Origin of the sequence: Mycobacterium pseudoshottsii JCM 15466 (assembly GCF_003584745.1) — a bacterium.
Lineage (GTDB): Bacteria > Actinomycetota > Actinomycetes > Mycobacteriales > Mycobacteriaceae > Mycobacterium > Mycobacterium marinum.
On the sequence record NZ_AP018410.1, the window covers coordinates 1754840 to 1777402 of the forward strand.

Below are 22563 nucleotides of genomic sequence, written 5' to 3' on the forward strand. Positions count from 1 at the left end.
GACAGACATTGATGGATTTCGGTTCGCTACCACCGGAGATCAATTCCGCCAAGATGTACGCCGGCGCGGGTTCGGGCTCGATCCTGGTCGCCGCTGAGGCGTGGGACAGCGTGGCCGTCGATCTGTACAGCGCCGCGTCCTCCTGCCAATCGGTGATCTGGGGGCTGGCGTTTGGGCAGTGGGTGGGCGCGTCGGCAAGTTTGATGGGGGCCGCCGCCGCGCCATATGTCGCGTGGCTCGGTGCCACCGCCACGCAGGCCGAACTCGCGGCCAACCAGGCCAGGGGAGCGGCGGTGGCCTACGAGTCCGCGTTCGCGGCCACGGTGCCCCCGGCGTTGATCCTCGAAAACCGCCTTCAATTGGTCACGCTGATCGCAACCAATATCTTCGGCCAGAACACCCCGGCGATCGCGACTACCGAGGCTGAGTACGGCGAGATGTGGGCCCAGGACGCCGCCGCGATGTATGGCTACGCGGGTTCGGCCGCGATGCTAGCCGAGACGCTGACGCCGTTTGAAGAGGCTCCGGAAGTTGCCAACGCTGGTGGGCTCGTCAACCAGACCGCCGCCGTCGGTCAGGCCATCGATTCCGCCGCGGCCGGCCAGCTGATGTCCAACGTTCCCCAAGCCCTGCAACAGCTCGCCGCGCCTGCTCCGCAAGGGGCGTCGACCGCGACCGCACCGAAGTCGCTGCTTCAAAGCGTTACTTCGAGCTTTTCCTTGTCGAACCTCAGCACCATCGTGGGGATGGAAAACACCCACTTGTCGATGGCGAACTCAGGCGCATCGATCTTCAAGACCATGGGCGATAGCGTCAAGGGTTTCATTCCTTCGGCTAGCAAGGCTGCCGAAACCGCGGTCGAACACGCGGCTAGGAACGCGGTGTCGATGGTTGGCGGGGGAGGTCCCGCGGGGATCGGGGGTTGGGCGCCACAGGGCGGCGTAGGCCTGGCGCTGTCGGTTGGCGGACTGAAGGTGCCGCAGGCATGGGCCGAAGCAAACCAGTCGGTTGTCCCGGCGGCCCGGGCGTTGCCGATCTCGCCGGTAACCGGTGCTGTTGAGGGCGCTCACGGGGCCCCGCTGCCCGGCATGCCATTTGGGCAGCTGGCCGGCAACGGGGGCAACGGCGTTAGCGGTGTGCTGCGAGTCACGCCCAAGGCCTATGTGATAACATGCCCTCCAGCCGCGGGATAGTGCCGATGGCGGGTTCGTGATGTGCCGGCTGCCGGCGAACATTGCGGCCCTGCCGACTTGGCGGCCTATGTCGGGATGGTCACCCGGCCGGCCAACGGGGTCTGCCCCCGGCCATTAAGCGATGGCCGGGGGCAGTGTGCCAGTTAGATCAAAGGACTAGGGGGCAAGCGCCCAGACCGGGTGGGCGGCAGACCAAACGGGGTGGGTCACGTCATTGCCGTAGTGGTAGATCGGGTGGTTCTGCGGCGACAACTCGCGCCACTGGCCTTCGCCTTCGCGCCAGGGTCCTTCGCCTTCGCGCCAGGGGCCTTCACCCAGTCGCCACGGGCCTTCGCCAGGGCGTAGCGGGCCTTCGCCCGGGTGCAGCGGGCCTTCGCCGGGACACAGCGGGCCCTCGCCCGGGTGCACGAGACTCGCGCCGGGGTGGATTTGTCCTCCGCCGGGGTGTATCGGCCCCAGGTTCCCGGGGGCAGCGGAGGCGATGGCCGGTCCCACCAGTACCCCTGCAAAAGAGAGGCCCAGGGCGCACAGGACACCCGCCGACAGGGTGCGAATTCTCAACATTTCCCACTCCTTTCCGGGCTGGGGTGTTTGGCTCAACGGAGCCCGTGTTGTCGACACCGAAGAACTCGGGCCCAATGGCTGCATCGCCGTGTTGAGGTCACCGCGAACCCGATGATCGTCATATGTGGTTGACAATCTGAGAATAAGACCGTTTTCCATCATTGTCAACTGTGATTGACAGGTGGGTTGGTCGGTCGGCGAATCATGCGGCGTCGGGTGTCGCCGACGGTGTGGTGGCGGACTCGCCCGCGTCATTTGGATTCGAGTCGTAACAGGCTAGGGGGCAACGGAATTCCGGAGGGTCGGGAAGTTTGCGGGTGGCGCTTGGTGCGGCTCGAGCCGCCGGTTGGCGGACGCCCGGGTGTGGAATCGGGCGCGAGCACACCCGCTGATCGACCGGGATTCGAATCTTGGTGAGCGCAGCTAATTAACAAGGAGGGTAGGGCATTTCGGGTCGGGATGCGTGACGAGCTGCGGCGCGAGCTGGTGGCGCGGGCGCATACCGTCCAGCATGTTGGCAGTAAACTCACGGCGTGAGAACGGATTAAGCCCCTAGTCGCGGCATATCGTTGTCGCTGTGTACGCAACTGTGGATGCAGCTGGCCTCGCGACGGCCGGCGGCGGGACCGGTGACCCCAGCTCGGGAGCAACACCCATGAGTCGGGTCGCCCTCGCCTGTGTCGTCGGTTCAACAGTCGAGTACTACGACTTCTGCATTTACGGCACGGCTGCGGCGCTGGTCTTTCCGGCGGTCTTCTACCCCGGTCTCAGTCCAGCCCTGGCGACCATCGCATCGATGGGGACTTTTGCCACGGCGTTTCTGTCCCGGCCGCTCGGCGCGGCCGTCTTCGGGCATTTTGGGGACCGGCTGGGGCGTAAGAAGACTCTCGTTGCCACCCTTTTGATCATGGCCCTATCGACGGTGACGGTGGGGGTGGTGCCCAGCACGGCAACCATCGGGGTGTCCGCCCCGCTGATCCTGGTCGCCTTACGGTTGCTTCAGGGTTTTGCCGTCGGCGGCGAATGGGCTGGTTCGGCGCTGCTGAGTATCGAGTCCGCGCCAGCGCACAAGCGCGGGTACTACGGCATGTTCACCGTGCTCGGTGGCGGTGTTGCGCTTGTGGTGAGCGGTCTGACCTTTCTCGGGGTGAACTACACCATCGGAGAGAGCAGTTCGGCGTTTCTGCAGTGGGGCTGGCGTGTCCCTTTTCTGTTGAGCGCGCTACTGATCGCCTTCGCCCTGTACGTCCGCTTGGAGATCAACGAGACCCCGGTATTCGCTCGTGCGATGGCGCAGGCCGATGATCAGGAATCAACCGCCGCCGCGCGGGCACCGCTGGCGGCGGTGTTGTGCCGGCAACGCCGTGAGATAGTGCTGGCCGCGGGCGCCATGCTGGCGGCCTTCGGGTGCCTGTATCTGGCCAGCACCTTCCTGCCTTCCTACGCGCAACTGCACCTGGGGTATTCGCGAAACCTCGTCTTGCTGATCGGTGTGCTGGGCGGGCTGGTCTGCATCGGTTTTGTCGCACTTTCTGCCATTCTGTGCGATCGCTTCGGGCGCCGGCGCGTCATGCTGGTCGGCTGGGCAGTGGGCCTTTTCTGGTCGCCGCTGGTAATGCCGCTGATCGGCTCTGGCGATACCGTCGGGTTCACGGTGGCGCTGCTGGGGCTGTATGCCGTGGCCGCCAGTGGATTTGGGCCTGCAGCCTCGCTTATCCCGGAACTGTTCGCTACCCGCTACCGCTACACCGGCACGGCCCTGGCGCTCAACGTGGCGGGCATCGTTGGGGGCGCCGCGCCGCCATTGATCGCCGGTACCCTGCTGGCCAGCTATGGCAGCTCCGCGGTCGGCCTGATGGTGACCGCACTGGTGGCCGCCAGCCTGCTGTGCACCTATCTGCTCCCCGAGACCGCCGGCGCCCCACTGACCGCCGCCTAGTTGCGGCGCCCGTCCCGGCGGCGCGGCGGGACGGGCCGTTGCCAAACACAACCCGGACCTTGGCGTGGACCACGGGATCGCGGGCCCGCCGGGCGCCGGTCTCCACTTCAATGAATTCGCCTGCAGGGTAAGCAGTTCGGTGGATCCGAGCGCCCCATGATGGTCGGCCGGCGCCAGTTCGAGTGGAGGTTGGAACGTCATGATACCGTACGGGGTCATTTCACCGGCGGGGGAGGTGTCCGGAATCGGAATTGACGCTGATTAGCAAGCCCGCCAACGTCTTCACCATTCGCGGCAAAAGGTTCTGCCCCGGCCACTGGGGCTAGCAGTGACCGGGGCAGAACATCGATGCCGACTAGGCGGCAATTAGGGGGCCAGCGCCCAGACCGGGTGCGTGACAGACCAGACCGGGTGGGTCATGTCATCGCCGTAGTGGTAGATCGGGTGAGTGGGGGGAGGGACGGGATGCATCGGAACTCCCGGTTCCGGATGCATCGGGTCTCCCGGGGCGCCCGGACCTGGATGGGGCGCGGCGGCCGGCCCCGGGTGGACGGGGGCCGCTGGGCCCGGGTGCGGAGCGGGGCCTGGGCCCGGGTCCGCGAACGCCACTGCGGGTGCCACCACGGCTCCCGTCAGCGCTAAGCCAACTGCACACAGAACACCTGCCGACAAGGTGCGAATCTTTGACATTTCACTTTCCTTTCTGGGTGGCAGGGGCTTCCCCAACAAAGCTCGCGCTGTCGACGCTGAAGAACTCGGGCTTGTTGACATGGGTGGCCGGGAGAGCCGGTCGTTGCATGCCAGGTTGTGGAATCCTCACCACCTAACTGTCATCTATGGTTGACAATTTGAAGACTAGAGCCAATCGGCTAGATTGTCAACCATGGCTGACGGAAATGGCTACCGGTCGCCGCAAACACCGCTCTGCCAGGCGCTGCGGATTGCGTGGTGGAGCTACGTTCATCGGGTTGACACCGACATGGAGGCCGCGGGTTTCGAGCGGCGGCGCTTCTCCATGAACTATGTGTTCGCCCTTTATGCGCTGCCGGGACCTATGACGATATCGCAGATGGGCAGGCAGTTCGGCGTCAGCCGCCAGGCGGCCAGCAAGCTCGTCGCCGAGCTGCGCGATCGCGGCTACGTGCAGACCGCCCCGTCGCCGACGGACCAGCGTGAGAAGGTCGTGGAGCTGACGCCAAAGGCGATGGAGTACTTGGCCGCGCGTCAGCGTGCGGCTGCCGCACTCGACCGGGCGATCCAACAGCGTGTCGGTGCCGACGGAGTCGAGCAGTTGCACCAGATCCTCGACGCCGTCGGTGAAGCTGCCCGCGGGGCGGTGGAATTCGATCCCGCCAACCTCTATCGCGAGCCGGACCTGTGGTGATGGTGCGCAACCGCGCACCGCAACGGCATGCGCCTACCGGCCCATGCGGCCCCACTAATTGGCGTGCAGAACCTCGTTGAGTGCGATGCCCTGACCGTCGCGGGCCACCACCTCGACCGCGCCCGTCACCGAGTTGCGGCGGAACAGCAGGTTGCTGCTGCCGGACAGTTCGCGTGCCCTGACGGTGATGCCATCGGGTGTGGTGACCTTGGTGCCGGCCGTGACGTACAAGCCGGCTTCCACCACACAGTCGTCGCCCAGGGAGATGCCCAGCCCGGCGTTGGCGCCGAGCAGGCAGCGCTTGCCCATGGAAATGATTTGGGTCCCCCCACCGGAGAGCGTGCCCATGATCGAGGCCCCACCGCCGATATCGGAGCCGTCGCCGACCACCACGCCCGCGGAGATTCGGCCCTCGACCATGGAGGCGCCCAGGGTTCCGGCGTTGTAGTTGACGAAACCCTCATGCATCACGGTGGTGCCCGGCGCCAGGTGGGCGCCCAGTCGCACCCGGTCGGCATCGGCGATGCGCACGCCGCTGGGCATCACGTAGTCGACCATCCGGGGAAACTTGTCCACGCCGTAGACCGTCACCGCTCCGTGGCGGCGCAACCGTGCCCGCACTGCCTCGAAACCTTCGATTGCGCATGGTCCGCGATTAGTCCACACGACATTGGTCAATACGCCGAACAAGCCGCCGGCGTTCAGCCCGTGCGGCGCCACCAGACGATGCGACAACAGGTGCAGGCGAAGGTAGGCGTCGTACGCGTCGGCGGCGACATCGTCTAGCGAGCCGATGACGGTCCGGACCGCCACCACCTCGGTGCCGCGGTCGTCGTCGCCGCCTACCAATGCGGCCAGCTCCGCGGGAACGTCGGACAACGCCAGGCGTGATGTCGCACTGGTACCTGACTCGGTCAACTCCGGCGCGGGAAACCAGGTGTCCAGGATCGATCCGTCGGAAGCCAGGGTTGCCAGTCCGATGCCTGCTGCTCCAGTCACGCCTCGACACGCTACTAGATGTGCTGACGCCCGCGAGCAGACGCAGAGTCGCACGCCGGCGCGGCCGCCGCGTGCGACTCTGCGTCTGCTCGGCGCGACGGCGGACCCACTAGGCTTGGTTCGTGCTGGACTTGCGCGGGGACCCGATCGACCTGACCGCTGCACTGATCGACATCCCCAGCGAATCTCGGGATGAGGCGTGCATCGCTGATGAGGTAGAGGCGGCGTTGCGTGCGCAGACATCGGGCTTCGAGATCATCCGCAACGGCAACGCGGTGCTTGCCCGGACCCGGCTGAACCGGCCCTCGCGGGTGCTGCTGGCCGGACATTTGGACACCGTGCCGGTGGCCGACAACTTGCCCAGCCGTCGCGCCGACGGGCAGCTGCACGGCTGTGGCGCGGCCGATATGAAGTCCGGTGACGCGGTGTTTCTGCATCTGGCGGCCACGGTGGCCGAACCGGTGCACGACCTGACGCTGGTGTTCTACGACTGTGAGGAAATCGAGGCGGCGGCAAACGGTTTGGGGCGCATCGAGCGGGAGCTCCCGGAGTGGCTGTCCGCAGATGTCGCCATCCTGGGAGAGCCCACGTCGGGCTACATAGAAGCCGGTTGCCAGGGCACGTTACGAGTGGTCATCAGCGCGACCGGGACCCGCGTGCACTCGGCGCGTTCTTGGTTGGGGGACAACGCAATCCACAAGCTCAGTGCCGTGCTGGACCGGCTGGCGCGCTACCCGGCGCGCAGCGTCGACATCGACGGTTGCACATACCGAGAGGGTTTGTCGGCGGTACGCGTGGACGGTGGCGTGGCGGGCAACGTGATTCCGGACGCGGCTTCGGTAACGGTCAACTATCGCTTTGCCCCCGACCGGTCGGTTCCGGCCGCCCTGCAGCACGTGCGTGAGGTATTCGACGGGCTCGACGTGCAGATCGAGCAGACCGACGCGGCGGCGGGCGCGCTGCCGGGTCTGGCGCAACCCGCCGCCAAAGCACTGGTTGAGGCTGCCGGTGGGCAGGTCCGAGCGAAATACGGCTGGACGGATGTGTCCCGCTTCGCGGCTCTGGGCATCCCCGCGGTCAATTACGGCCCCGGGGACCCCAATCTGGCGCATTGCCGCGACGAGCGAGTGCCGGTCGCCACGATCACCACTGTGGCGGACACGTTGCGCCGCTACCTGAGCACCTAGCCCATCGAAGCCGCGTCCACCGTGCCGCTATCGGCCGCCGGCACGCTCGGCCTGCGCGGCGGCGTCGGCCGCCGCGGCGTGCATGCCGATCGCGGCCAACTCATCGGCCACCGACGCCAGCGCCCCAGCGTCGTTGTCGGCCAGCGCGCGGGCATGCCGAACAACGATATTGCCTACCTTGCAATCGATCTCGGCGGCCAGCCTGGTTACCGGAGCTAGCGCGCGAGTGTCGCCAAGCCGGACCGCGTCATGCCACACGCACAACGCCACCGCCGACTGCTTGCCCCGCTCAGCTGCCCTTGCCGCCTCGCGAGTATCGAACAGGGCACCGGCTTGGTCCCGGACGGTCGCCTTGGCCCAGGCGCGGGCCAGGCTCAGCTCGGGGGCAAACAACGCAGACTTCGTTCCGTGCCGAGTTTCAGCTCGCCGCAACGCTTTCGCTGTCTCGGCGATGTTGCCTTGCTGGGCGATGGCCGTCGCCAACAACATCAGCGACAGCGGGCCCCAGGAATAGCCGGTGCGTTCGAGTTCGGCCGCGGCGGGCTCGAGCATCGCAGCCGCAGCGCCGAATTCCCCCTTGACGATCAGCACGTGCGCGAGCAACACCTCGCCGATGGCGCGGCCCGGTTGTTGCAGCTCGGCGAAGTCGGTGAATCGCTGGGCCAGCTCCTGCGCCTGGGCCACCTCGCCCGCCATCAGCAGTGTGGTGATCTGGGCCAGTCCCACGGTGAACCGCAGCAAACCGGGATGTTCGGCCTCCGAAGCTCGTTGCGCCAGCTGCGGGACGTCGGCGAAGCGGCCCATCCGGGCCGAGGCCAATGCGGCGGCGCTGGCCGCCCAAGCGATCGCTGTGTCGTCGGCCGAAGGTTCGGCGAGCACCTCGGTGGCCAGCGTGATGGCCCGCGGCACGTTTCCGGAGTTCATGGCAAAGGTTGCCGTCAATGCATCGAGGGTGGTGCGCGCGGTCAGATCGGTGACTCGGTTGCGCGTCGTTTGCAGGAAGGCGGTGGCCCGCTCCGGCTCGCCGAGCATCCAGAACTGATTCGCCGCCTGCGGCACCGCCCAGGCCATCAGCTCCGCCTCGCTCAGCTGGCCGGGGTCCACGGCGGTGAGTACCTGGCCGGCCTCTCGGCCGCGGCCACGCCAGGCCAGCGCCTGGCCCAGCACCAGTCGGGCCTGAAGTCCCCCCGAACGATCCAGCGCGGCCTGGGCCAACCGCTCGGCCAGTGTCAGATCGCCGAGCCGTAAGGCCTGCTCGGCGGACTCGACGACGTCATCCACCGGCTGCAAAGCGTCGGTGTCCAAAGCCAGCGACGCCAGCCGGAGCCGATCGCTGAGGTGCTCGTTGGGGTGCTGAGACAGCAGGGTCACCAATTCGGTGCGGCGTTGTCGCGCACCGTCGTCGCCCAAAGCGACGCGAGCTCGTTTGGCGAACAAAGGATGTGCCGTGTAGACCACCGCAGGCTCGTCGGGTTCTCCGCGCACGCGGGTTTCCGCCGCGCCCAACTCCACTGCCTGCTGCACCGCCCCCTCTCCGGCCAGCACGGTGAGATCGGCCAGCGACAACGGCTCCTCGACGGTGAGATAGTCCAGCACCGCTCGGGCCGGCGCGGGCAGCTCGGCGATGAACTCGTCGACGTCGGCGGGCTCGGATTGCTTGGTCTTGCCGTCCGGCGGTGCGACATCGATCCGATCCAGCAGGTTGTCGGTCCACAGGGCCGCGATGGCTTCGGGCGCGACCTCGGCGCGGGCGGTGACGATCATCCGGGCCGCGCCGGCCAGCGCCAGCTGGTACAGCAGCGTGGCCGACAGGATGTCCAGATCGTGGGCATCGTCGACGATGAGAAGGAGCTCGCCCTGGCGCACCTTGCGGCCCAACGACGCTCGGGCCGCTCGCAACAACGCGGCCGGCTTGCCCAGCTCGGCGATCTCCACCAAGTGGCTGAAGGCGCCGAACGGGACCGTGCGTTCGGTCGGGGTTCCGGTTACCCAGCGGATGACGGTGGCCGGGTGCCGTTGGGCGAAGTGCTCGGCGGCCAATCGCGCCAGGGTGGATTTTCCGACGCCGTCAGGTCCGAGGATGACGGCGCCGGGGCGCGCCAGGTCGCTCAACGCAACGTCCAACTGCTCCAAGGCTGCCGCGTGTTGGGGGACGTTCCATCGAATTGGCATTGCCCGGAGTTTATGGCGTCAAGGGTGCGCGTGGCGATAGGGCCCAAAGTTGTCCGGGGTGGGGGACGCTGGTCTACGTTACGGTATGTGACCGCGAAAAGCGACGAACCCGGCCGTTGGACAGTGGCGGTGTACTGTGCAGCCGCGCCGACACATCCTGAGTTGTTGGAGCTCGCCGCCGCCGTCGGTGCGGCGATCGCCGCCCGGGGCTGGACGTTGGTGTGGGGCGGGGGCCACGTTTCGGCGATGGGGGCGGTCTCCTCGGCGGCGCGGGCGCACGGCGGCTGGACGGTCGGAGTGATTCCCAAGATGCTGGTGCATCGCGAGTTGGCTGACCATGACGCCGACGAGTTGGTCGTCACCGAAACGATGTGGGAGCGCAAGCAGGTCATGGAGGACCGCGCAAACGCGTTCATCACCCTGCCGGGCGGCGTCGGGACCCTCGACGAGCTGTTGGACGTGTGGACCGAGGGATACCTGGGCATGCACGACAAGAGCATCGTCGTGCTGGATCCCTGGGGCCACTTCGATGGGCTGCGCGCCTGGCTGTCCGAATTGGCCGATACCGGCTACGTCTCGCGGACAGCGATGGAGCGGTTGATCGTGGTGGATAACCTCGATGACGCGTTGCAGGCGTGCGCACCCGGCTGAGGCCTATTGATGACCATTCGCTCCCGATTAGGCTGGCCGCCGAACTCTGAGAACGAATCGAGGGATCAGGTTGTCCGATCGCCAAAGTCATGTCCGCACGCGAGTCAAGCTCACCGACGTCGCTGCGCGGGTGCCCGGTCTACTGATCGACGCGCCGTCGATCATGCGGGGGGCGGTGACCGGCCTGTTGCCCCGGCCCAAGTCCAAGGCGTCGATCGGCACCGTGTTCCAGGACCGGGCCGCTCGCTTCGGGGACCGGGTTTTCTTGAAGTTCGGCGACCAACAGATGACCTACGGCGAAGCCAACGCGACCGCCAACCGCTATGCGGCGGTGCTGGCCGCGCGTGGCGTCGGCCCCGGCGACGTCGTGGGAATCATGCTGCGCAACTCGCCCAACACGGTGGTGGCGATGCTGGCTGTCGTCAAGTGTGGCGCTATCGCCGGCATGCTCAACTACCACCAGCGCGGCGAGGTGCTGGCGCACAGTCTGGGACTGCTCGATGCCAAGGTGCTGGTGGCGGAGTCCGATCTGGTCAGCGCCGTCAGCGAAAGCGGTGGCGCGGCCGGTGAGGTGGTCACCATCGAAGACCTGGAGCGCTTCGCCGCGACCGCCCCGGCCAACAACCCGGCGTCGGCGTCGGCCGTGCAGGCTCAGGACACGGCGTTTTACATCTTCACGTCGGGCACCACCGGATTCCCCAAAGCCAGTGTGATGACCCACCACCGGTGGCTTCGGGCCCTGGCGGTCTTCGGTGGGCTGGGACTACGGCTGAAGAGCTCCGACACGCTCTACAGCTGTCTGCCGCTGTATCACAACAACGCGCTCACGGTGGCGGTGTCCTCGGTGATCAATTCCGGGGCGACGTTGGCGCTGGGCAAGTCGTTCTCGGCGTCGCGCTTCTGGGACGAGGTGATCGCCAGCAACGCCACCGCCTTCATCTACATCGGCGAGGTCTGCCGCTACCTACTCAACCAGCCGACCAAACCGACCGATCGCAAGCACAAGGTGCGGGTGATCGCCGGCAACGGGTTGCGGCCCGAGATCTGGGGTGAGTTCACCAAACGGTTCGACATTGACCGGGTGTGTGAGTTCTATGCCGCCAGCGAGGGCAACTCGGCCTTCATCAACATCTTCAACGTGCCCAAAAGCACCGGGATCTCGCCGATGCCGCTGGCCTACGTGGCCTACGACCCGGACACCGGCGCCCCGCTGCGCGACGAGTCCGGCCGGGTCCGTCGGGTGCCTGCTGGTGAACCCGGACTGTTGCTGAGCCGGGTCAACAGGCTGCAGCCGTTCGACGGCTACACCGACCCGGCCGCCAGTGAGAAAAAGCTGGTCCGTGATGCCTTCCGGAAGGGAGACTGCTGGTTCAACACCGGTGACGTGATGAGCCCGCAGGGGATGGGGCACGCGGCGTTTGTCGACCGGCTGGGTGACACCTTCCGTTGGAAGGGCGAGAACGTGGCCACCACTCAGGTGGAGGCGGCGCTGGTGTCTGACCCCTCCGTCGAGGAGTGCACGGTCTACGGGGTTGAGGTGCCCAACACCGGAGGTCGCGCCGGGATGGCTGCGGTCAAGCTACGCGACGGCGCCGAGTTCGACGGTCAGTCCCTGGCCCGCGCCGTCTACGATCAGCTGCCCGCCTACGCACTGCCGCTGTTCGTGCGGCTGGTGCAGGCGATGGCGCACACCACGACGTTCAAGAGCCGCAAGGTTGAGCTGCGCGAGCAGGCCTACGGCGCCGACGTCGATGATCCGCTGTACGTATTGGCCGGCCGCAGCGAGGGCTACGTGCCCTATTACGACGCGTATCCCGACGAGGTAGCGGCAGGTAAGCGGCCCCAGGGCTAGCGTGATTCGGCGCGCCGAGGCCGGGCCAGACCGCGGCTAGCCGTGGACGCAGGCTCGATGGCTCTTCGTGCACCAGGCACTATGTAGGCGTGCAGGCAACGCTGTGTGGCCGCCCGGTGGCAGGGGACCGCCCGCTGATCATGGCGATCGTGAACCGCACCCCGGACTCGTTCTATGACAAGGGCGCGACCTTTTCTGACGCGGCCGCTCGCGACGCGGTACATCGAGCGGTCGCCGAAGGCGCCGACGTCATCGACGTCGGAGGTGTCAAGGCCGGGCCCGGCCAGGACGTCGACCCCGACACCGAGATCGGTCGGTTGGTGCCGTTTGTCGAGTGGCTCCGTGACGCCTACCCCGAGCAGGTGATCAGCGTCGACACCTGGCGCTCGGAGGTGGCCCGGCGGGCCTGTGCGGCAGGTGCGGACCTGATCAACGACACCTGGGCCGGGGTTGACCCCGCGATAGTGGAGGTGGCCGCCGAATTCGGTGCGGGCCTGGTATGCGCGCACACCGGGGGAGCGCGACCACGCACGCGTCCCTTCCGGGTGAGTTACGGTACGACTACCCGCGGCGTGGTGGACGACGTGATTCGCGAGGTCACAGCGGCCGCCGAGCGGGCGGTTGCGGCCGGAGTTGCCCGCGACCGCGTGTTGATCGACCCGGCTCACGATTTCGGCAAGAACACCTGGCACGGGTTGCTGCTGTTGCGGCACGTGGCCGATCTTGTTAAGACCGGGTGGCCGGTACTCATGGCGTTGAGCAACAAGGACTTTGTCGGAGAGACTCTGGGCGTGGATCTGACCGAACGGCTCGAGGGAACGCTGGCGGCCACCGCATTGGCGGCGGCCGCCGGTGCGCGCATGTTTCGGGTGCATGAGGTCGCAGCGACCCGCCGGGTCCTGGAAATGGTGGCGTCGATCCAGGGGACCCGCCCGCCGACACGCACGGTGAGGGGACTCGCATGACCGCATCGGATCTGGTCACCGGGGGCCTCACCAGTGAGGGAGTCCTCATCCCGGCCCGGCCGGGGGACACCTGGTTATGCGACCGCAGCTGGAACCGTCCGCGCTGGAAGATCGACGAATTGGTCGAGGCCAAGGCCGGGCGCTCGATCTCGGTGGTGCTGCCGGCTCTCGATGAGGAAGAAACCATCCAATCGGTGATCGACAGCATCTCACCGCTGGTGGATGGCTTGGTCGACGAACTGATCGTGCTCGATTCCGGCTCTACCGACGACACCGAGATCCGAGCGATTGCCGCCGGGGCTCGAGTGGTGAGCCGCGAACAGGCGTTGCCGGAGGTGCCGCCCCAGCCCGGTAAGGGCGAGGCGCTGTGGCGCTCGTTGGCGGCCACCAGCGGCGACATCGTGGTATTCATCGACTCGGATCTGGTCAACCCCAACCCGATGTTCGTGCCGTGGCTGGTCGGCCCGCTGCTCACCGGCGAGGGGATCCACCTGGTCAAGAGCTTTTACCGACGCCCGCTCAGTGTCGGTGACGCTAGCGGCGCCGCGGGCGCTACCGGCGGCGGGCGCGTCACCGAACTGGTGGCGCGGCCCCTGTTGGCGGCGCTGCGACCCGAGCTGGGCTGTGTATTGCAGCCGCTGAGCGGTGAGTATGCGGCCAGCCGCGAGCTGTTGACGTCGCTGCCCTTCGCTCCGGGATACGGGGTGGAAATCGGCCTGTTGGTCGACACCTTCGACCGGCTGGGGCTGGACGCGATCGCGCAGGTCAACCTGGGTGTGCGGGCGCACCGTAACCGGCCCCTGGCCGAGCTGGGTGTGATGAGTCGCCAGGTCATCGCCACGCTGCTGTCCCGGTGCGGGATCCCCGATTCTGGGGTGGGGTTGACCCAGTTCTTCGCGGAGGGCGACGGCTACACCGAATGCACCTCGCCGGTGTCGCTGGCCGACCGGCCCCCCATGAGTGTGCTCCGCCCCCGGTGAGCCCCGGCCTACGCTGACCTGTCGGTCCGGTAGGGCAAGATCGACGGCGTGGCGTTGGTGTTGCTGTACCTGGTGGTACTTGTCTTGGTGGCGGTCGTGTTGTTCGGCGTGGCAAGCCTGCTGTTCGGGCGTGGTGAGCAGCTGCCGCCGCTGCCCAGGGCGACGACCTCGACCGTGCTGCCCGCCTATGGCGTTACTCGCGCCGACGTCGACGCGGTCAAGTTCACCCAGGTGCTGCGCGGCTACAAGACCAGCGAGGTCGACTGGGTGCTGGATCGATTGGGGCGTGAGCTGGAGGAATTACGCGAGCAGCTCGCCGCGGTGCACACCTCGTCGACCAGCGAAAGTCCGGCCGGGCCCGAAGACAGCGACGTGCCGGGCAGCCAACCCGCGGTTTCGAATGGAGCCGATTCCACGTGAACGATGGCCTGCGGCGCTGTGACTGGGCCGAGATTCGTCCGGGACCCGACGCGCAGACCTACCGCGACTATCACGACCAGGAGTGGGGACGCCCGCTATATGGCCAGGTCGCGCTGTTTGAACGGATGAGCCTGGAGGCCTTCCAGAGCGGCCTGTCGTGGTTGATCATCTTGCGCAAGCGGGAGAATTTCCGGCGGGCGTTCTGCGGATTCGACATTGAGAAGGTGGCCGGCTACACCGACGCCGACGTGCAGCGGCTGCTCGCTGACGAGGGGATTGTGCGCAACCGGGCAAAAATTGAGGCCACGATTTCCAACGCGCGCGCCGTGATCGGCCTCGGATCGGAGCAAGACCTGTCGGAGTTGTTGTGGTCGTTCGCGCCCCCGGCGCGGCCGCGGCCCGCCACACTGGCTGAAATACCCTCGGCCACTGCCGAATCGAAAGCGATGGCGCGCGAGTTGAAACGCCGCGGGTTCCGGTTTGTGGGCCCCACCACCGCATATGCGCTGATGCAGGCGACCGGAATGGTCGACGATCACCTCCGTGGTTGCTGGGTCCCGCCGATAGTCCGGTGACGCCACAAGTCGGGTCTTGTGCACCTTGTGACCTGGATAGGGAACAATGGGGGGTGATTTGGCAGTTCAATGTCGGGTATGGCTGGAAATCCATTCATGGGGCATGCTCGGCGCCGGCCAGGTCTGCCACGGCAGGCCAGCTCGAATCTGGAGGGAGCACTCGATGGCGGCGATGAAGCCCCGGACCGGCGACGGTCCTCTGGAGGCAACAAAAGAGGGGCGCGGCATCGTGATGCGGGTGCCACTTGAGGGAGGTGGCCGGTTGGTCGTCGAGCTGACACCCGATGAAGCCGCGGCGCTGGGTGACGAGCTCAAGGGTGTGACGAGCTAGCTCAGATCGCGAAAAGTGTGCCCTATCGGCACACTTTTCGATAGATATCCAGCGTCTGCTCGGCAATCTGTGTCCAGGAGAATTCCTCGATACAACGCTGCCGTCCGGCTTGGCCGTAGCGTTCGGCTTTGGCTGGGTCCGCGACCAGTGCATTTACCGCCTGTGCCAGCCTGGATTGATAACCGGCGGGGTCGTCGGCCGCGTAATGCGCCAGCGTGCCGGTGATTCCGTCGGCGACCACCTCGGGGATGCCGCCGACATCGGAGGCCACCACCGCGGTCGCGCAGGCCATTGCTTCGAGGTTCACGATGCCCAATGGCTCGTATATCGATGCGCAAACAAAAACTGTTGCGGCCGAAAGTATTTCGCGAAGCTTCTGCACGGGCAGGATGTCGCGGATCCAGAACACTCCGCTACGAGTGCTGGCCAGTTGAGCCACCGCGGACTGCACTTCATTGGCGATTTCCGGGGTGTCGGGAGCACCCGCGCACAGCACCAACTGGACGTCCGGGCTGAACTGGTGTGCCGCTGCCAGCAAGTGCGGTACGCCCTTTTGCCGGGTGATCCGCCCGACGAACGCCACAATGGGGCGGTTCGGGTCGACCCCGAGTTCGGCGAGCACCGAAGCGGTACCAACCGGTCCGGCCGGAAACCACACTTCGGTGTCGATGCCGTTGCGGACGACATGCACCATCCCTGGATCCAGCCCGGGGTACAGGTGCAGGACGTCATCACGCATTCCGGAGCTGACCGCGATTACCGCGTCGGCGGCCAGGACGGCGGTCTTTTCCACCCAGGACGAGATCTGATAGCCGCCGCCGAGCTGCTCGGTTTTCCAGGGCCGCATCGGTTCGAGCGAGTGGGCGGTCAAGACGTGCGGAATGCCGTAGAGCAGGGCGGCCAGATGCCCCGCCAGGCCGGTGTACAGGTATGTGAGTGCACCACGCTGGCTGCGTCGGCGGCATTGGCCATCACCAGATCCGCGGACAATGTGGCCAGTGCCGGGTTGGCGTTCGCCAGCCGCGGATCGGGCTGATGGGCCGACGCGTCGGGGCGGGGTGCGCCCATGCAATGCACGTCGACGGTGCACAGGCGCTGTAATCGAGCCACCAGCTCGGTGACATGTACCCCAGCTCCGCCATAGACCTCCGGTGGGTACTCCCGAGTCAACATCGCCACCCGCATACCCGGCACCGTAGTGCGGTGGCCGCACCGCTCGCACCTCGGGCCGACCCGCGGTCGGCGGCTTTGCGGGAAAGAGCGACAAAATGCGCCTAATCGGCTGGATTCATACCCGTCGAAGTGGTCAATTGGCCTGACGGACAGCCGGACAGAACGGGCACAGGCCGGGGATCCGCTGGCAGCGCTTCGCGGGTGCCGTTAGGTTTGAGGCCATGAGGGAAGCACCACACGTGCTTGGCATCGTCTTGGCCGGCGGTGAGGGCAAGCGGCTTTATCCGCTGACTGCCGACCGCGCCAAGCCCGCGGTTCCCTTCGGCGGCGCCTACCGACTGATCGATTTCGTGCTCTCCAACCTGGTCAATGCTCGGTATTTGCGGATCTGTGTTCTCACCCAATACAAGTCGCACTCGCTGGACCGGCACATATCGCAGAACTGGCGGTTGTCGGGTTTGGCCGGTGAATACATCACCCCGGTTCCGGCTCAGCAGCGACTCGGTCCGCGCTGGTACACCGGCTCCGCCGACGCGATCTACCAGTCACTCAATCTGATCTACGACGAAGATCCGGACTGCATAGTGGTTTTCGGGGCCGATCACGTTTACCGGATGGATCCCGAACAGATGGTTCGGTTTCACATCGACAGCGGGGCCGGGGTCACGGTGGCCGGTATCCGGGTGCCGCGTGCTGATGCGAGCGCGTTCGGCTGTATCGACGCTGACGATGCGGGGACCATCCGCGATTTCGTGGAGAAGCCGCTGGAGCCGCCCGGCACACCCAACGACCCCACCAGCACGTTCGTCTCGATGGGCAATTATGTCTTCACTACCAAGGTGCTGATCGATGCGATTCGGGCCGACGCCGACGACGACCATTCCGACCACGACATGGGTGGGGACATCATCCCGAGACTGGTCGCCGACGGGATGGCGGCGGTCTACGACTTTTCCAACAACGAAGTACCGGGCGCTACCGACCGCGACCGGGCATATTGGCGTGACGTCGGGACCCTGGACGCTTTCTACGACGCGCATATGGACCTGGTGTCGGTGCATCCGGTGTTCAACCTGTACAACAAGCGCTGGCCGATCCGCGGCGAGTCGGAGAACCTGGCGCCCGCGAAGTTCGTCAACGGCGGCTCTGCGCAGGAGTCGGTGGTGGGTGCGGGCAGCATCATTTCGGCCGCCTCGGTACGCAATTCGGTGTTGTCGTCCAACGTCGTGGTCGAGGACGGCGCGATCGTGGAGGGCAGTGTGATCATGCCGGGCGCGCGGGTTGGCCGCGGCGCGGTGGTGCGGCACGCGATCCTGGACAAGAACGTCGTCGTCGGGCCCGGCGAGATGGTCGGCGTGGACTTGGACAAGGACCGGGAAAGGTTCGCGAGCAGCGCCGGCGGCGTGGTGGCCGTGGGCAAGGGCGTCTGGATCTAGGTCACCTTTCCCGCGCGAGCAGACACAAAATCGCGCCTTTTCGAACTCAACAGGGCGATTTTGCGTCTGCTCGCGACGCGGATCTGCTGGCTCAGGCCCCCAGCGCCGCGGACAACAACCCATCGGCGCCGCTGTGTCCGTCGGCACCGGGGGGTGCGCCGGTTCCGCCGGCGCCGTTCTGAACGCCTGATCCACCGAAACCGCCATTGCCGCCAGCACCGCCGGCCCCGCCGTCTCCGTAAAGCCAGCCGCCGTTGCCGCCGTCGCCGCCGTCGCCGCCGCGGCTGCCGCTGCCAAGCAGTAGGCCGCCGTTGCCGGCGGCGCCGCCAGCTCCGCCCATGCCGTCATTTCCGCCTTGGCCGCCCGTTTGGTCGCCGTAGCCGCTGTCGCCGCCAGCTCCGCCCATGCCGCCATTGCCGCCGTTGCCGCCAATGCCGATGAGCCCGGCGTTGCCGCCACCGGCACCGATGCCGCCGGTGCCGCCGGCCCCGCCGGGTCTTCCGGCCGAGACATTGTCGGCTCCCGTCCCGCCGGCGAAACCGGCTCCGCCCTGGCCTCCGGTCCCGCCGTTGCCAATCAGCCAGCCCCCGTTGCCGGCGGTGCCGCCATTGCCGCCGTCGCCGCCATCTCCGCCGACTCCTGTCGAGGGGAGACCGTTGCCGCCGCCGCCGCCCATGCCGCCCAGCCCGCCGTTGCCGCCGTTGCCGAACAGCAACCCGCCGTTGCCGGCAGCGCCGCCGTTGCCACCGGTGCCGCCGTGGCCGCCGTCAAGAATCACCGGATGCTGGCCGTCGGCGAAGGGGGCGTTGCCGTCGAGGCCGGTGCCGCCCGTACCGCCCTGTCCGCCGGCGCCTCCGGAGCCCCATAACCCGGTGCAGCCCCCGGCGCCACCGCGTCCTCCGTCACCGCCGGGCAGGCCCCGTCCGCCGTCACCCCCGGCGCCACCGTCACCGCCGTCGCCGTGCAGCCACCCGCCGCGGCCTCCGTCGCCGCCGGCCCCGGCCACACCTCCGTCGCCGTAGTAGTTGAGTCCTCCGTCGCCGCCGACACCGCCTGCCCCGCCGTTGCCGAACAATCCGGCGGCCCCACCGATCCCACCGGCCCCGCCTGCCCCACCGCCCCCACCGATGCCCGGTGTCGCGCCGTCGGCTCCACCGGCCCCGCCATTGCCGAAGAGCCACCCGCCGGCCCCGCCGTTGCCGCCGACGGCGCCGGCCCCGCCGCCGCCACCGGCTCCGCCGTTGCCGATCAGTCCCGCGGACCCGCCGGCGCCGCCGGCCACGCCCGCGGTGGTGCTGGTGCCGCCGTTACCGCCGTTGCCGTAGAGCAATCCGCCATCCCCGCCGGCTTGTCCGGGGGCCCCGTCGGCACCGTTGCCGATCAGCGGGCGCCCCAGCAACGCCTGGGCGGGGGCACGGATCGCCGTCAGCATGTCTTGCGCCGCCGCCTGCAACGGCGAGACGTTCGCCGCCTCGGCGGCCGCGTAGGCGCCCCCCGCGCCGGTCAACGCTTGCACGAACTGGTTATGAAACGCCCCCACCTGAACGCTGAGCCCCTGATAGGCCTGCGCATGAGCGGTGAACAGCGACGCCATCGCGGCCGATATCTCGTCGGCACCGGCGGCCAGCACCGCGGTAGTGGGAGCCGCAGCCGCGGCGTTGGCAGCGCCGATCGCTGCGCCGATACCGTCCAAGTCTGTTGCTGCCGCCGCCAAAATCTCTGGCGCGGTTACCAAAAACGACATTGCTGACCGGCCCCCCTGGGTCGTGGTCGAACCTTCGGTGAAAACGGTGAAAACGGTGAAAACAACGTATCCCGACCTGGTCCCACCCGCTGCTGGTTCACCCGGACTTCATCGATTCCCCGGCTTCCGGCGTGCCGGCAAAGTTCCCGCTGCCCGGCGGCTCACCACCGCGAGCAGACACAAAATCGCATTGGCCGTGGCGAAAATGGGCGATTTTGTGTCTGCTCGCCGAGGGAACTGGTGGCTAGGTCCCCATAGAACCGGGTTGGCCGAACAACAGCCCTGCTGCGCCACCCTGCCCGCCATCGCCGTCGGTACTGCCCACGCCGCCGTTGCCACCGTTTCCGCCGTTGCCACCGTTGCCGATGATTCGGGCGTTGCCGCCGTCGCCCCCGTCGCCGCCGACTCCTGACTTGCCGTCGAATCCGACGGGGCTACCACCGTGCCCTCCGTCGCCGCCTTGCCCGCCTGCGCCGCCGCCGCCGTTGCCGTATAGCCAGCCACCGTCGGTGCCGTTGCCGCCCAGGCCGCCGGCGCCCCCGGCACCGCCGTCTCCGCCGATGTTGGCGCCGGCACAGTCACCGCCGTCTCCGCCGGTGCCGCCACCGCCACCCTGCCCGCCGGCTCCGCCGGCGCCGAACAACAGCCCGGACTTCCCGGCGGAACCTCCGGTGCCGCCGGCACCGGCGTCGCCGCCAATGCTGCCGGGCACAGAAAGGGCGGAGTTGCCGCCGTGGCCGCCGTCGCCGCCGGAGCCACCGTTCCCACCAGCCCCTCCGTTGCCAAAGAGCATCGCCGCACTGCCCCCGGCGCCGCCATTACCTGCGACACCAGCATTGCCGCCCTGGCCGCCTATGGGGTTGCCGCTGCCATTGCCCCCGCCGAAGCCGGCGCCGCCGTGTCCACCGGTACCGCCATCGCCGAACAGCAGCCCTGCGCTACCGGCGGCGCCGCCGTTGCCGCCATCGCCTCCGTGGCCGCCGTTGCCGCCATCGCCTCCGTGGCCGCCGTTGCCGCCATCGCCTCCGTGGCCGCCGTCGGCGCCGTTGATACCGCGACCGCCGCCACCGCCGGTGCCGCCGTGGCCACCGTCACCGCCGTTGCCGATCAGCAACCCGCCACTGCCGCCGGTGCCGCCATTGCCTGCGTTGCCGGCATTGCCGCCGCCGATATGGCCGGCAACGCCATCCAGACCGATGCCACCGGTGCCGCCGTTTCCGCCGACGCCACCGGTACCCCACACACCGGCGCCGCCGCCGGCCCCTCCGTCGCCGCCACTGGCACCTTGTAATCCGATCCCGCCGGTTCCGCCGGTGCCACCGACACCGCCGTTGCCGTACAGCCATCCACCGCGACCGCCGTCACCGCCACCCGCGCCGGCCCCTCCGTCGCCGGCCAGGTTGAGCGCACCAAAGCCGCCGTTGCCGCCGGCCCCGCCGGTTCCCCAGAGGCCCGCACTGCCACCGACGCCGCCCGCCCCACCGGCCCCTCCGGCCAGAGTCGCGGTGCCGCCATTGCCACCGGCGCCACCTTGGCCGAAGAGCCAGCCGCCGGCCCCGCCGTTGCCGCCGAGGGCGCCGGCCCCGCCGCCACCGCCGGCACCGCCGTTGCCGATCAACCCGGCCGCCCCGCCGTCCCCGCCGGCGACGCCGGCGGTGGTGCTGGTGCCGCCGTTGCCGCCGTTGCCGTAGAGCAGGCCGCCATCCCCGCCGGCTTGTCCGGGGGCCCCGTCAGCGCCGTTGCCGATCAGCGGGCGCCCTAACAACGTCTGGGTGGGCGTATTGATCACCGCAAGCAGCTCCTGTGCCGCGGTCTGCAATGGCGAGGCGTTGGCCGCTTCGGCGGCCGCATACGCGCTTCCCGATCCGGTCAAGGCCTGGATGAACTGGGAATGAAAAGCCCCGGCCTGGGCACCCAGCCATTGGTAGGCCTGCGCGTGCCCGGTGAATAGCGCCGCGACCGCCGCGGATATCTCGTCGGCCCCGGCCGCCAGCACCGCAGTGGTCGGCGCCGCTGCCGCCGCATTGGCCGCGGTGATCGTCGAACCGATGTTGTCTAGATCCAACGCCGCCGAGGCCAACATCTCGGGCACCGCCACCAGGTACGACATCGTTGACCTCCACCGAACGGTCCGCAACGGACCAGCTACGAGCAACAACGTAGCGCGACCCGCAACGGTGGTCTGGTGATTCCGCCAGACTCATATCCGCTGCGCCGGGTGTGGGTGGGTGCTTCGTCAACGTCGTTGCGTGCTGGGGGAGGGGTGTGCCCGTTAGGCGCTGTCGGCAGGCAAGCGGCTTTCCTGGCGCTGATCCCAGTTCGCTACCACACCCGCGGCAGTAATCGATACCGCACCTGTTGCATGTAGTCGCGATACCCGTCCAGTTGGTCAACCAGTGCGCTCTCCTCGTCGAGGATGCGAAAGGCCAGAACCAGCACGCTCGGCGGGACAATCACCAGACCCCAGTAGGAACCCAGTGCCAGGGGTATGCCCAGCATCAGGATCACATTCCCGACATACATTGGGTGTCGCACCAGGCTGTAGAGGCCGGTGGATACCACCTTTTGATCGGATTCGACGGTGATGGTCGCCGCCGCATAGCCGTTCTGGATGACCACCAGCATCGCGATCCCTAGCCCGGTCGCGATCAGCAGGTCGCCGATCAGGCACACCGCCGTCGGGACCGACGACCAGCCGAATCGATGGTCGAGCGCGCTGAGCGCCACCATCGCGAACAGCGCAACAAATGCCGCCGTGATGATGACCTTTTGGATACCTCGACTTTCCGCTCGAGGTCCGGCGTGCATACGTCGCTGCAGCGCAGCGGGATTCGTTCGTCCCAGGTAGATGCTGGGTACCAACGTTGCGACGGCGAAGACTGCCATGAAGACCCAGGCCTGCCAATAGTCGAATGTGCCGGCCGGGATGAACACGATGAGGCCGAACGCGACCAGGCCGACGATTGATGACAGCGCCACTCGAACAACGGTTTTCATC

The 22563-nt window shown here is 67.6% G+C and carries 18 protein-coding genes and 1 pseudogene; 12 read left to right on the forward strand and 7 right to left on the reverse strand.

All coding sequences use genetic code 11. The features are described from left to right. Nucleotides 1-11: 11 nt before the first annotated feature. A complete protein-coding gene (locus tag MPSD_RS07930; RefSeq protein ID WP_086085479.1) occupies nucleotides 12-1193 on the forward strand; it encodes a PPE family protein in 1182 nt (393 codons plus the stop codon). 156 nt (nucleotides 1194-1349) lie between these two features. Here MPSD_RS07930 and MPSD_RS29055 read toward each other — a convergent pair whose 3' ends face one another. Next, complete coding sequence (locus tag MPSD_RS29055) at nucleotides 1350-1757, reverse strand: hypothetical protein (protein WP_223161204.1); 408 nt, start codon at nucleotides 1755-1757, stop codon at nucleotides 1350-1352. Nucleotides 1758-2412: 655 nt separating this feature from the next. On the opposite strand from MPSD_RS29055, the gene MPSD_RS07940 reads away from it, so the two are divergent. After that, on the forward strand, nucleotides 2413-3696 hold the full coding sequence (locus tag MPSD_RS07940) for an MFS transporter (RefSeq protein WP_020788275.1): 1284 nt from the start codon (nucleotides 2413-2415) through the stop codon (nucleotides 3694-3696). A 979-nt stretch (nucleotides 3697-4675) separates the two neighbouring features. Then, entirely contained in the window at nucleotides 4676-5080 is a 405-nt protein-coding gene (locus MPSD_RS07950; protein WP_232022787.1) for a MarR family winged helix-turn-helix transcriptional regulator, read from the forward strand. 54 nt (nucleotides 5081-5134) lie between these two features. Here MPSD_RS07950 and dapD read toward each other — a convergent pair whose 3' ends face one another. Continuing rightward, nucleotides 5135-6079 carry a 2,3,4,5-tetrahydropyridine-2,6-dicarboxylate N-succinyltransferase gene (dapD, locus tag MPSD_RS07955; protein WP_020788272.1) on the reverse strand — a complete coding sequence of 315 codons (945 nt, stop codon included), beginning with the start codon at nucleotides 6077-6079 and terminating at the stop codon, nucleotides 5135-5137. A gap of 122 nt (nucleotides 6080-6201) precedes the next feature. On the opposite strand from dapD, the gene dapE reads away from it, so the two are divergent. After that, a complete protein-coding gene (gene dapE / locus MPSD_RS07960) occupies nucleotides 6202-7266 on the forward strand; it encodes a succinyl-diaminopimelate desuccinylase (protein WP_086085481.1) in 1065 nt (354 codons plus the stop codon). A 27-nt stretch (nucleotides 7267-7293) separates the two neighbouring features. On the opposite strand, the gene MPSD_RS07965 is transcribed toward dapE, so the two are convergent. Then, entirely contained in the window at nucleotides 7294-9438 is a 2145-nt protein-coding gene (locus tag MPSD_RS07965) for an AAA family ATPase (protein ID WP_020788270.1), read from the reverse strand. Nucleotides 9439-9525: 87 nt separating this feature from the next. On the opposite strand from MPSD_RS07965, the gene MPSD_RS07970 reads away from it, so the two are divergent. The 7 genes from MPSD_RS07970 (at nucleotide 9526) to MPSD_RS08000 (ending at nucleotide 15212) form a co-directional block, all read left to right on the forward strand. Continuing rightward, the gene (locus tag MPSD_RS07970) at nucleotides 9526-10089 is read left to right on the forward strand and encodes a TIGR00730 family Rossman fold protein (RefSeq protein WP_011739201.1); all 564 of its coding nucleotides are present in this window, start codon (nucleotides 9526-9528) and stop codon (nucleotides 10087-10089) included. A gap of 70 nt (nucleotides 10090-10159) precedes the next feature. Beyond that, nucleotides 10160-11941, forward strand: a complete 1782-nt coding sequence (gene fadD6, locus MPSD_RS07975) for a long-chain-acyl-CoA synthetase FadD6 (RefSeq protein WP_015356793.1) — start codon at nucleotides 10160-10162, stop codon at nucleotides 11939-11941. A 140-nt stretch (nucleotides 11942-12081) separates the two neighbouring features. Continuing rightward, entirely contained in the window at nucleotides 12082-12906 is an 825-nt protein-coding gene (gene folP / locus MPSD_RS07980; protein ID WP_223161203.1) for a dihydropteroate synthase, read from the forward strand. After that, the gene (locus MPSD_RS07985; RefSeq protein WP_020788269.1) at nucleotides 12903-13886 is read left to right on the forward strand and encodes a glucosyl-3-phosphoglycerate synthase; all 984 of its coding nucleotides are present in this window, start codon (nucleotides 12903-12905) and stop codon (nucleotides 13884-13886) included. Before folP ends, MPSD_RS07985 begins: the two co-directional genes overlap by 4 nt. Before the next feature lie 48 nt (nucleotides 13887-13934). Beyond that, the gene (locus MPSD_RS07990) at nucleotides 13935-14306 is read left to right on the forward strand and encodes a DivIVA domain-containing protein (RefSeq protein WP_020788268.1); all 372 of its coding nucleotides are present in this window, start codon (nucleotides 13935-13937) and stop codon (nucleotides 14304-14306) included. Continuing rightward, entirely contained in the window at nucleotides 14303-14881 is a 579-nt protein-coding gene (locus MPSD_RS07995; RefSeq protein ID WP_011739206.1) for a DNA-3-methyladenine glycosylase I, read from the forward strand. Before MPSD_RS07990 ends, MPSD_RS07995 begins: the two co-directional genes overlap by 4 nt. 163 nt (nucleotides 14882-15044) lie before the next feature. Continuing rightward, on the forward strand, nucleotides 15045-15212 hold the full coding sequence (locus MPSD_RS08000) for a DUF3117 domain-containing protein (protein WP_003406247.1): 168 nt from the start codon (nucleotides 15045-15047) through the stop codon (nucleotides 15210-15212). Between the two features lie 22 nt (nucleotides 15213-15234). Here MPSD_RS08000 and glgA read toward each other — a convergent pair. Then, nucleotides 15235-16397, reverse strand: a pseudogene (gene glgA / locus MPSD_RS08005) (glycogen synthase). A gap of 209 nt (nucleotides 16398-16606) precedes the next feature. Here glgA and glgC point away from each other — a divergent pair. Next, on the forward strand, nucleotides 16607-17821 hold the full coding sequence (glgC, locus tag MPSD_RS08010) for a glucose-1-phosphate adenylyltransferase (RefSeq protein ID WP_086085482.1): 1215 nt from the start codon (nucleotides 16607-16609) through the stop codon (nucleotides 17819-17821). A 91-nt stretch (nucleotides 17822-17912) separates the two neighbouring features. Here the strand turns inward: glgC and MPSD_RS08015 are convergent, their stop codons facing one another. From MPSD_RS08015 to MPSD_RS08025, 3 genes are all read right to left on the reverse strand, one after another. Then, a complete protein-coding gene (locus tag MPSD_RS08015) occupies nucleotides 17913-19565 on the reverse strand; it encodes a PE family protein (RefSeq protein WP_086085483.1) in 1653 nt (550 codons plus the stop codon). 244 nt (nucleotides 19566-19809) lie between these two features. Then, entirely contained in the window at nucleotides 19810-21675 is a 1866-nt protein-coding gene (locus MPSD_RS08020) for a PE family protein (RefSeq protein WP_119571714.1), read from the reverse strand. 212 nt (nucleotides 21676-21887) lie between these two features. Next, nucleotides 21888-22562 carry a methyltransferase family protein gene (locus tag MPSD_RS08025; RefSeq protein WP_012395794.1) on the reverse strand — a complete coding sequence of 225 codons (675 nt, stop codon included), beginning with the start codon at nucleotides 22560-22562 and terminating at the stop codon, nucleotides 21888-21890. Nucleotide 22563: the final 1 nt, after the last annotated feature.

Bases quoted from the DNA above. Each gene is read 5' to 3' on its own strand.
- MPSD_RS08000 (WP_003406247.1), top strand. From the start codon at position 15,045: ATGGCGGCGATGAAGCCCCGGACCGGCGACGGTCCTCTGGAGGCAACA.
- MPSD_RS07985 (WP_020788269.1), top strand. From the start codon at position 12,903: ATGACCGCATCGGATCTGGTCACCGGGGGCCTCACCAGTGAGGGAGTC.
- MPSD_RS07940 (WP_020788275.1), top strand. From the start codon at position 2,413: ATGAGTCGGGTCGCCCTCGCCTGTGTCGTCGGTTCAACAGTCGAGTAC.
- MPSD_RS07965 (WP_020788270.1), bottom strand. From the start codon at position 9,438: ATGCCAATTCGATGGAACGTCCCCCAACACGCGGCAGCCTTGGAGCAG.
- folP (WP_223161203.1), top strand. From the start codon at position 12,082: ATGGCGATCGTGAACCGCACCCCGGACTCGTTCTATGACAAGGGCGCG.
- MPSD_RS08020 (WP_119571714.1), bottom strand. From the start codon at position 21,675: ATGTCGTACCTGGTGGCGGTGCCCGAGATGTTGGCCTCGGCGGCGTTG.
- MPSD_RS08015 (WP_086085483.1), bottom strand. From the start codon at position 19,565: ATGTCGTTTTTGGTAACCGCGCCAGAGATTTTGGCGGCGGCAGCAACA.
- glgC (WP_086085482.1), top strand. From the start codon at position 16,607: ATGAGGGAAGCACCACACGTGCTTGGCATCGTCTTGGCCGGCGGTGAG.
- MPSD_RS07950 (WP_232022787.1), top strand. From the start codon at position 4,676: ATGGAGGCCGCGGGTTTCGAGCGGCGGCGCTTCTCCATGAACTATGTG.
- MPSD_RS08025 (WP_012395794.1), bottom strand. From the start codon at position 22,562: ATGAAAACCGTTGTTCGAGTGGCGCTGTCATCAATCGTCGGCCTGGTC.
- MPSD_RS07930 (WP_086085479.1), top strand. From the start codon at position 12: ATGGATTTCGGTTCGCTACCACCGGAGATCAATTCCGCCAAGATGTAC.
- MPSD_RS29055 (WP_223161204.1), bottom strand. From the start codon at position 1,757: ATGTTGAGAATTCGCACCCTGTCGGCGGGTGTCCTGTGCGCCCTGGGC.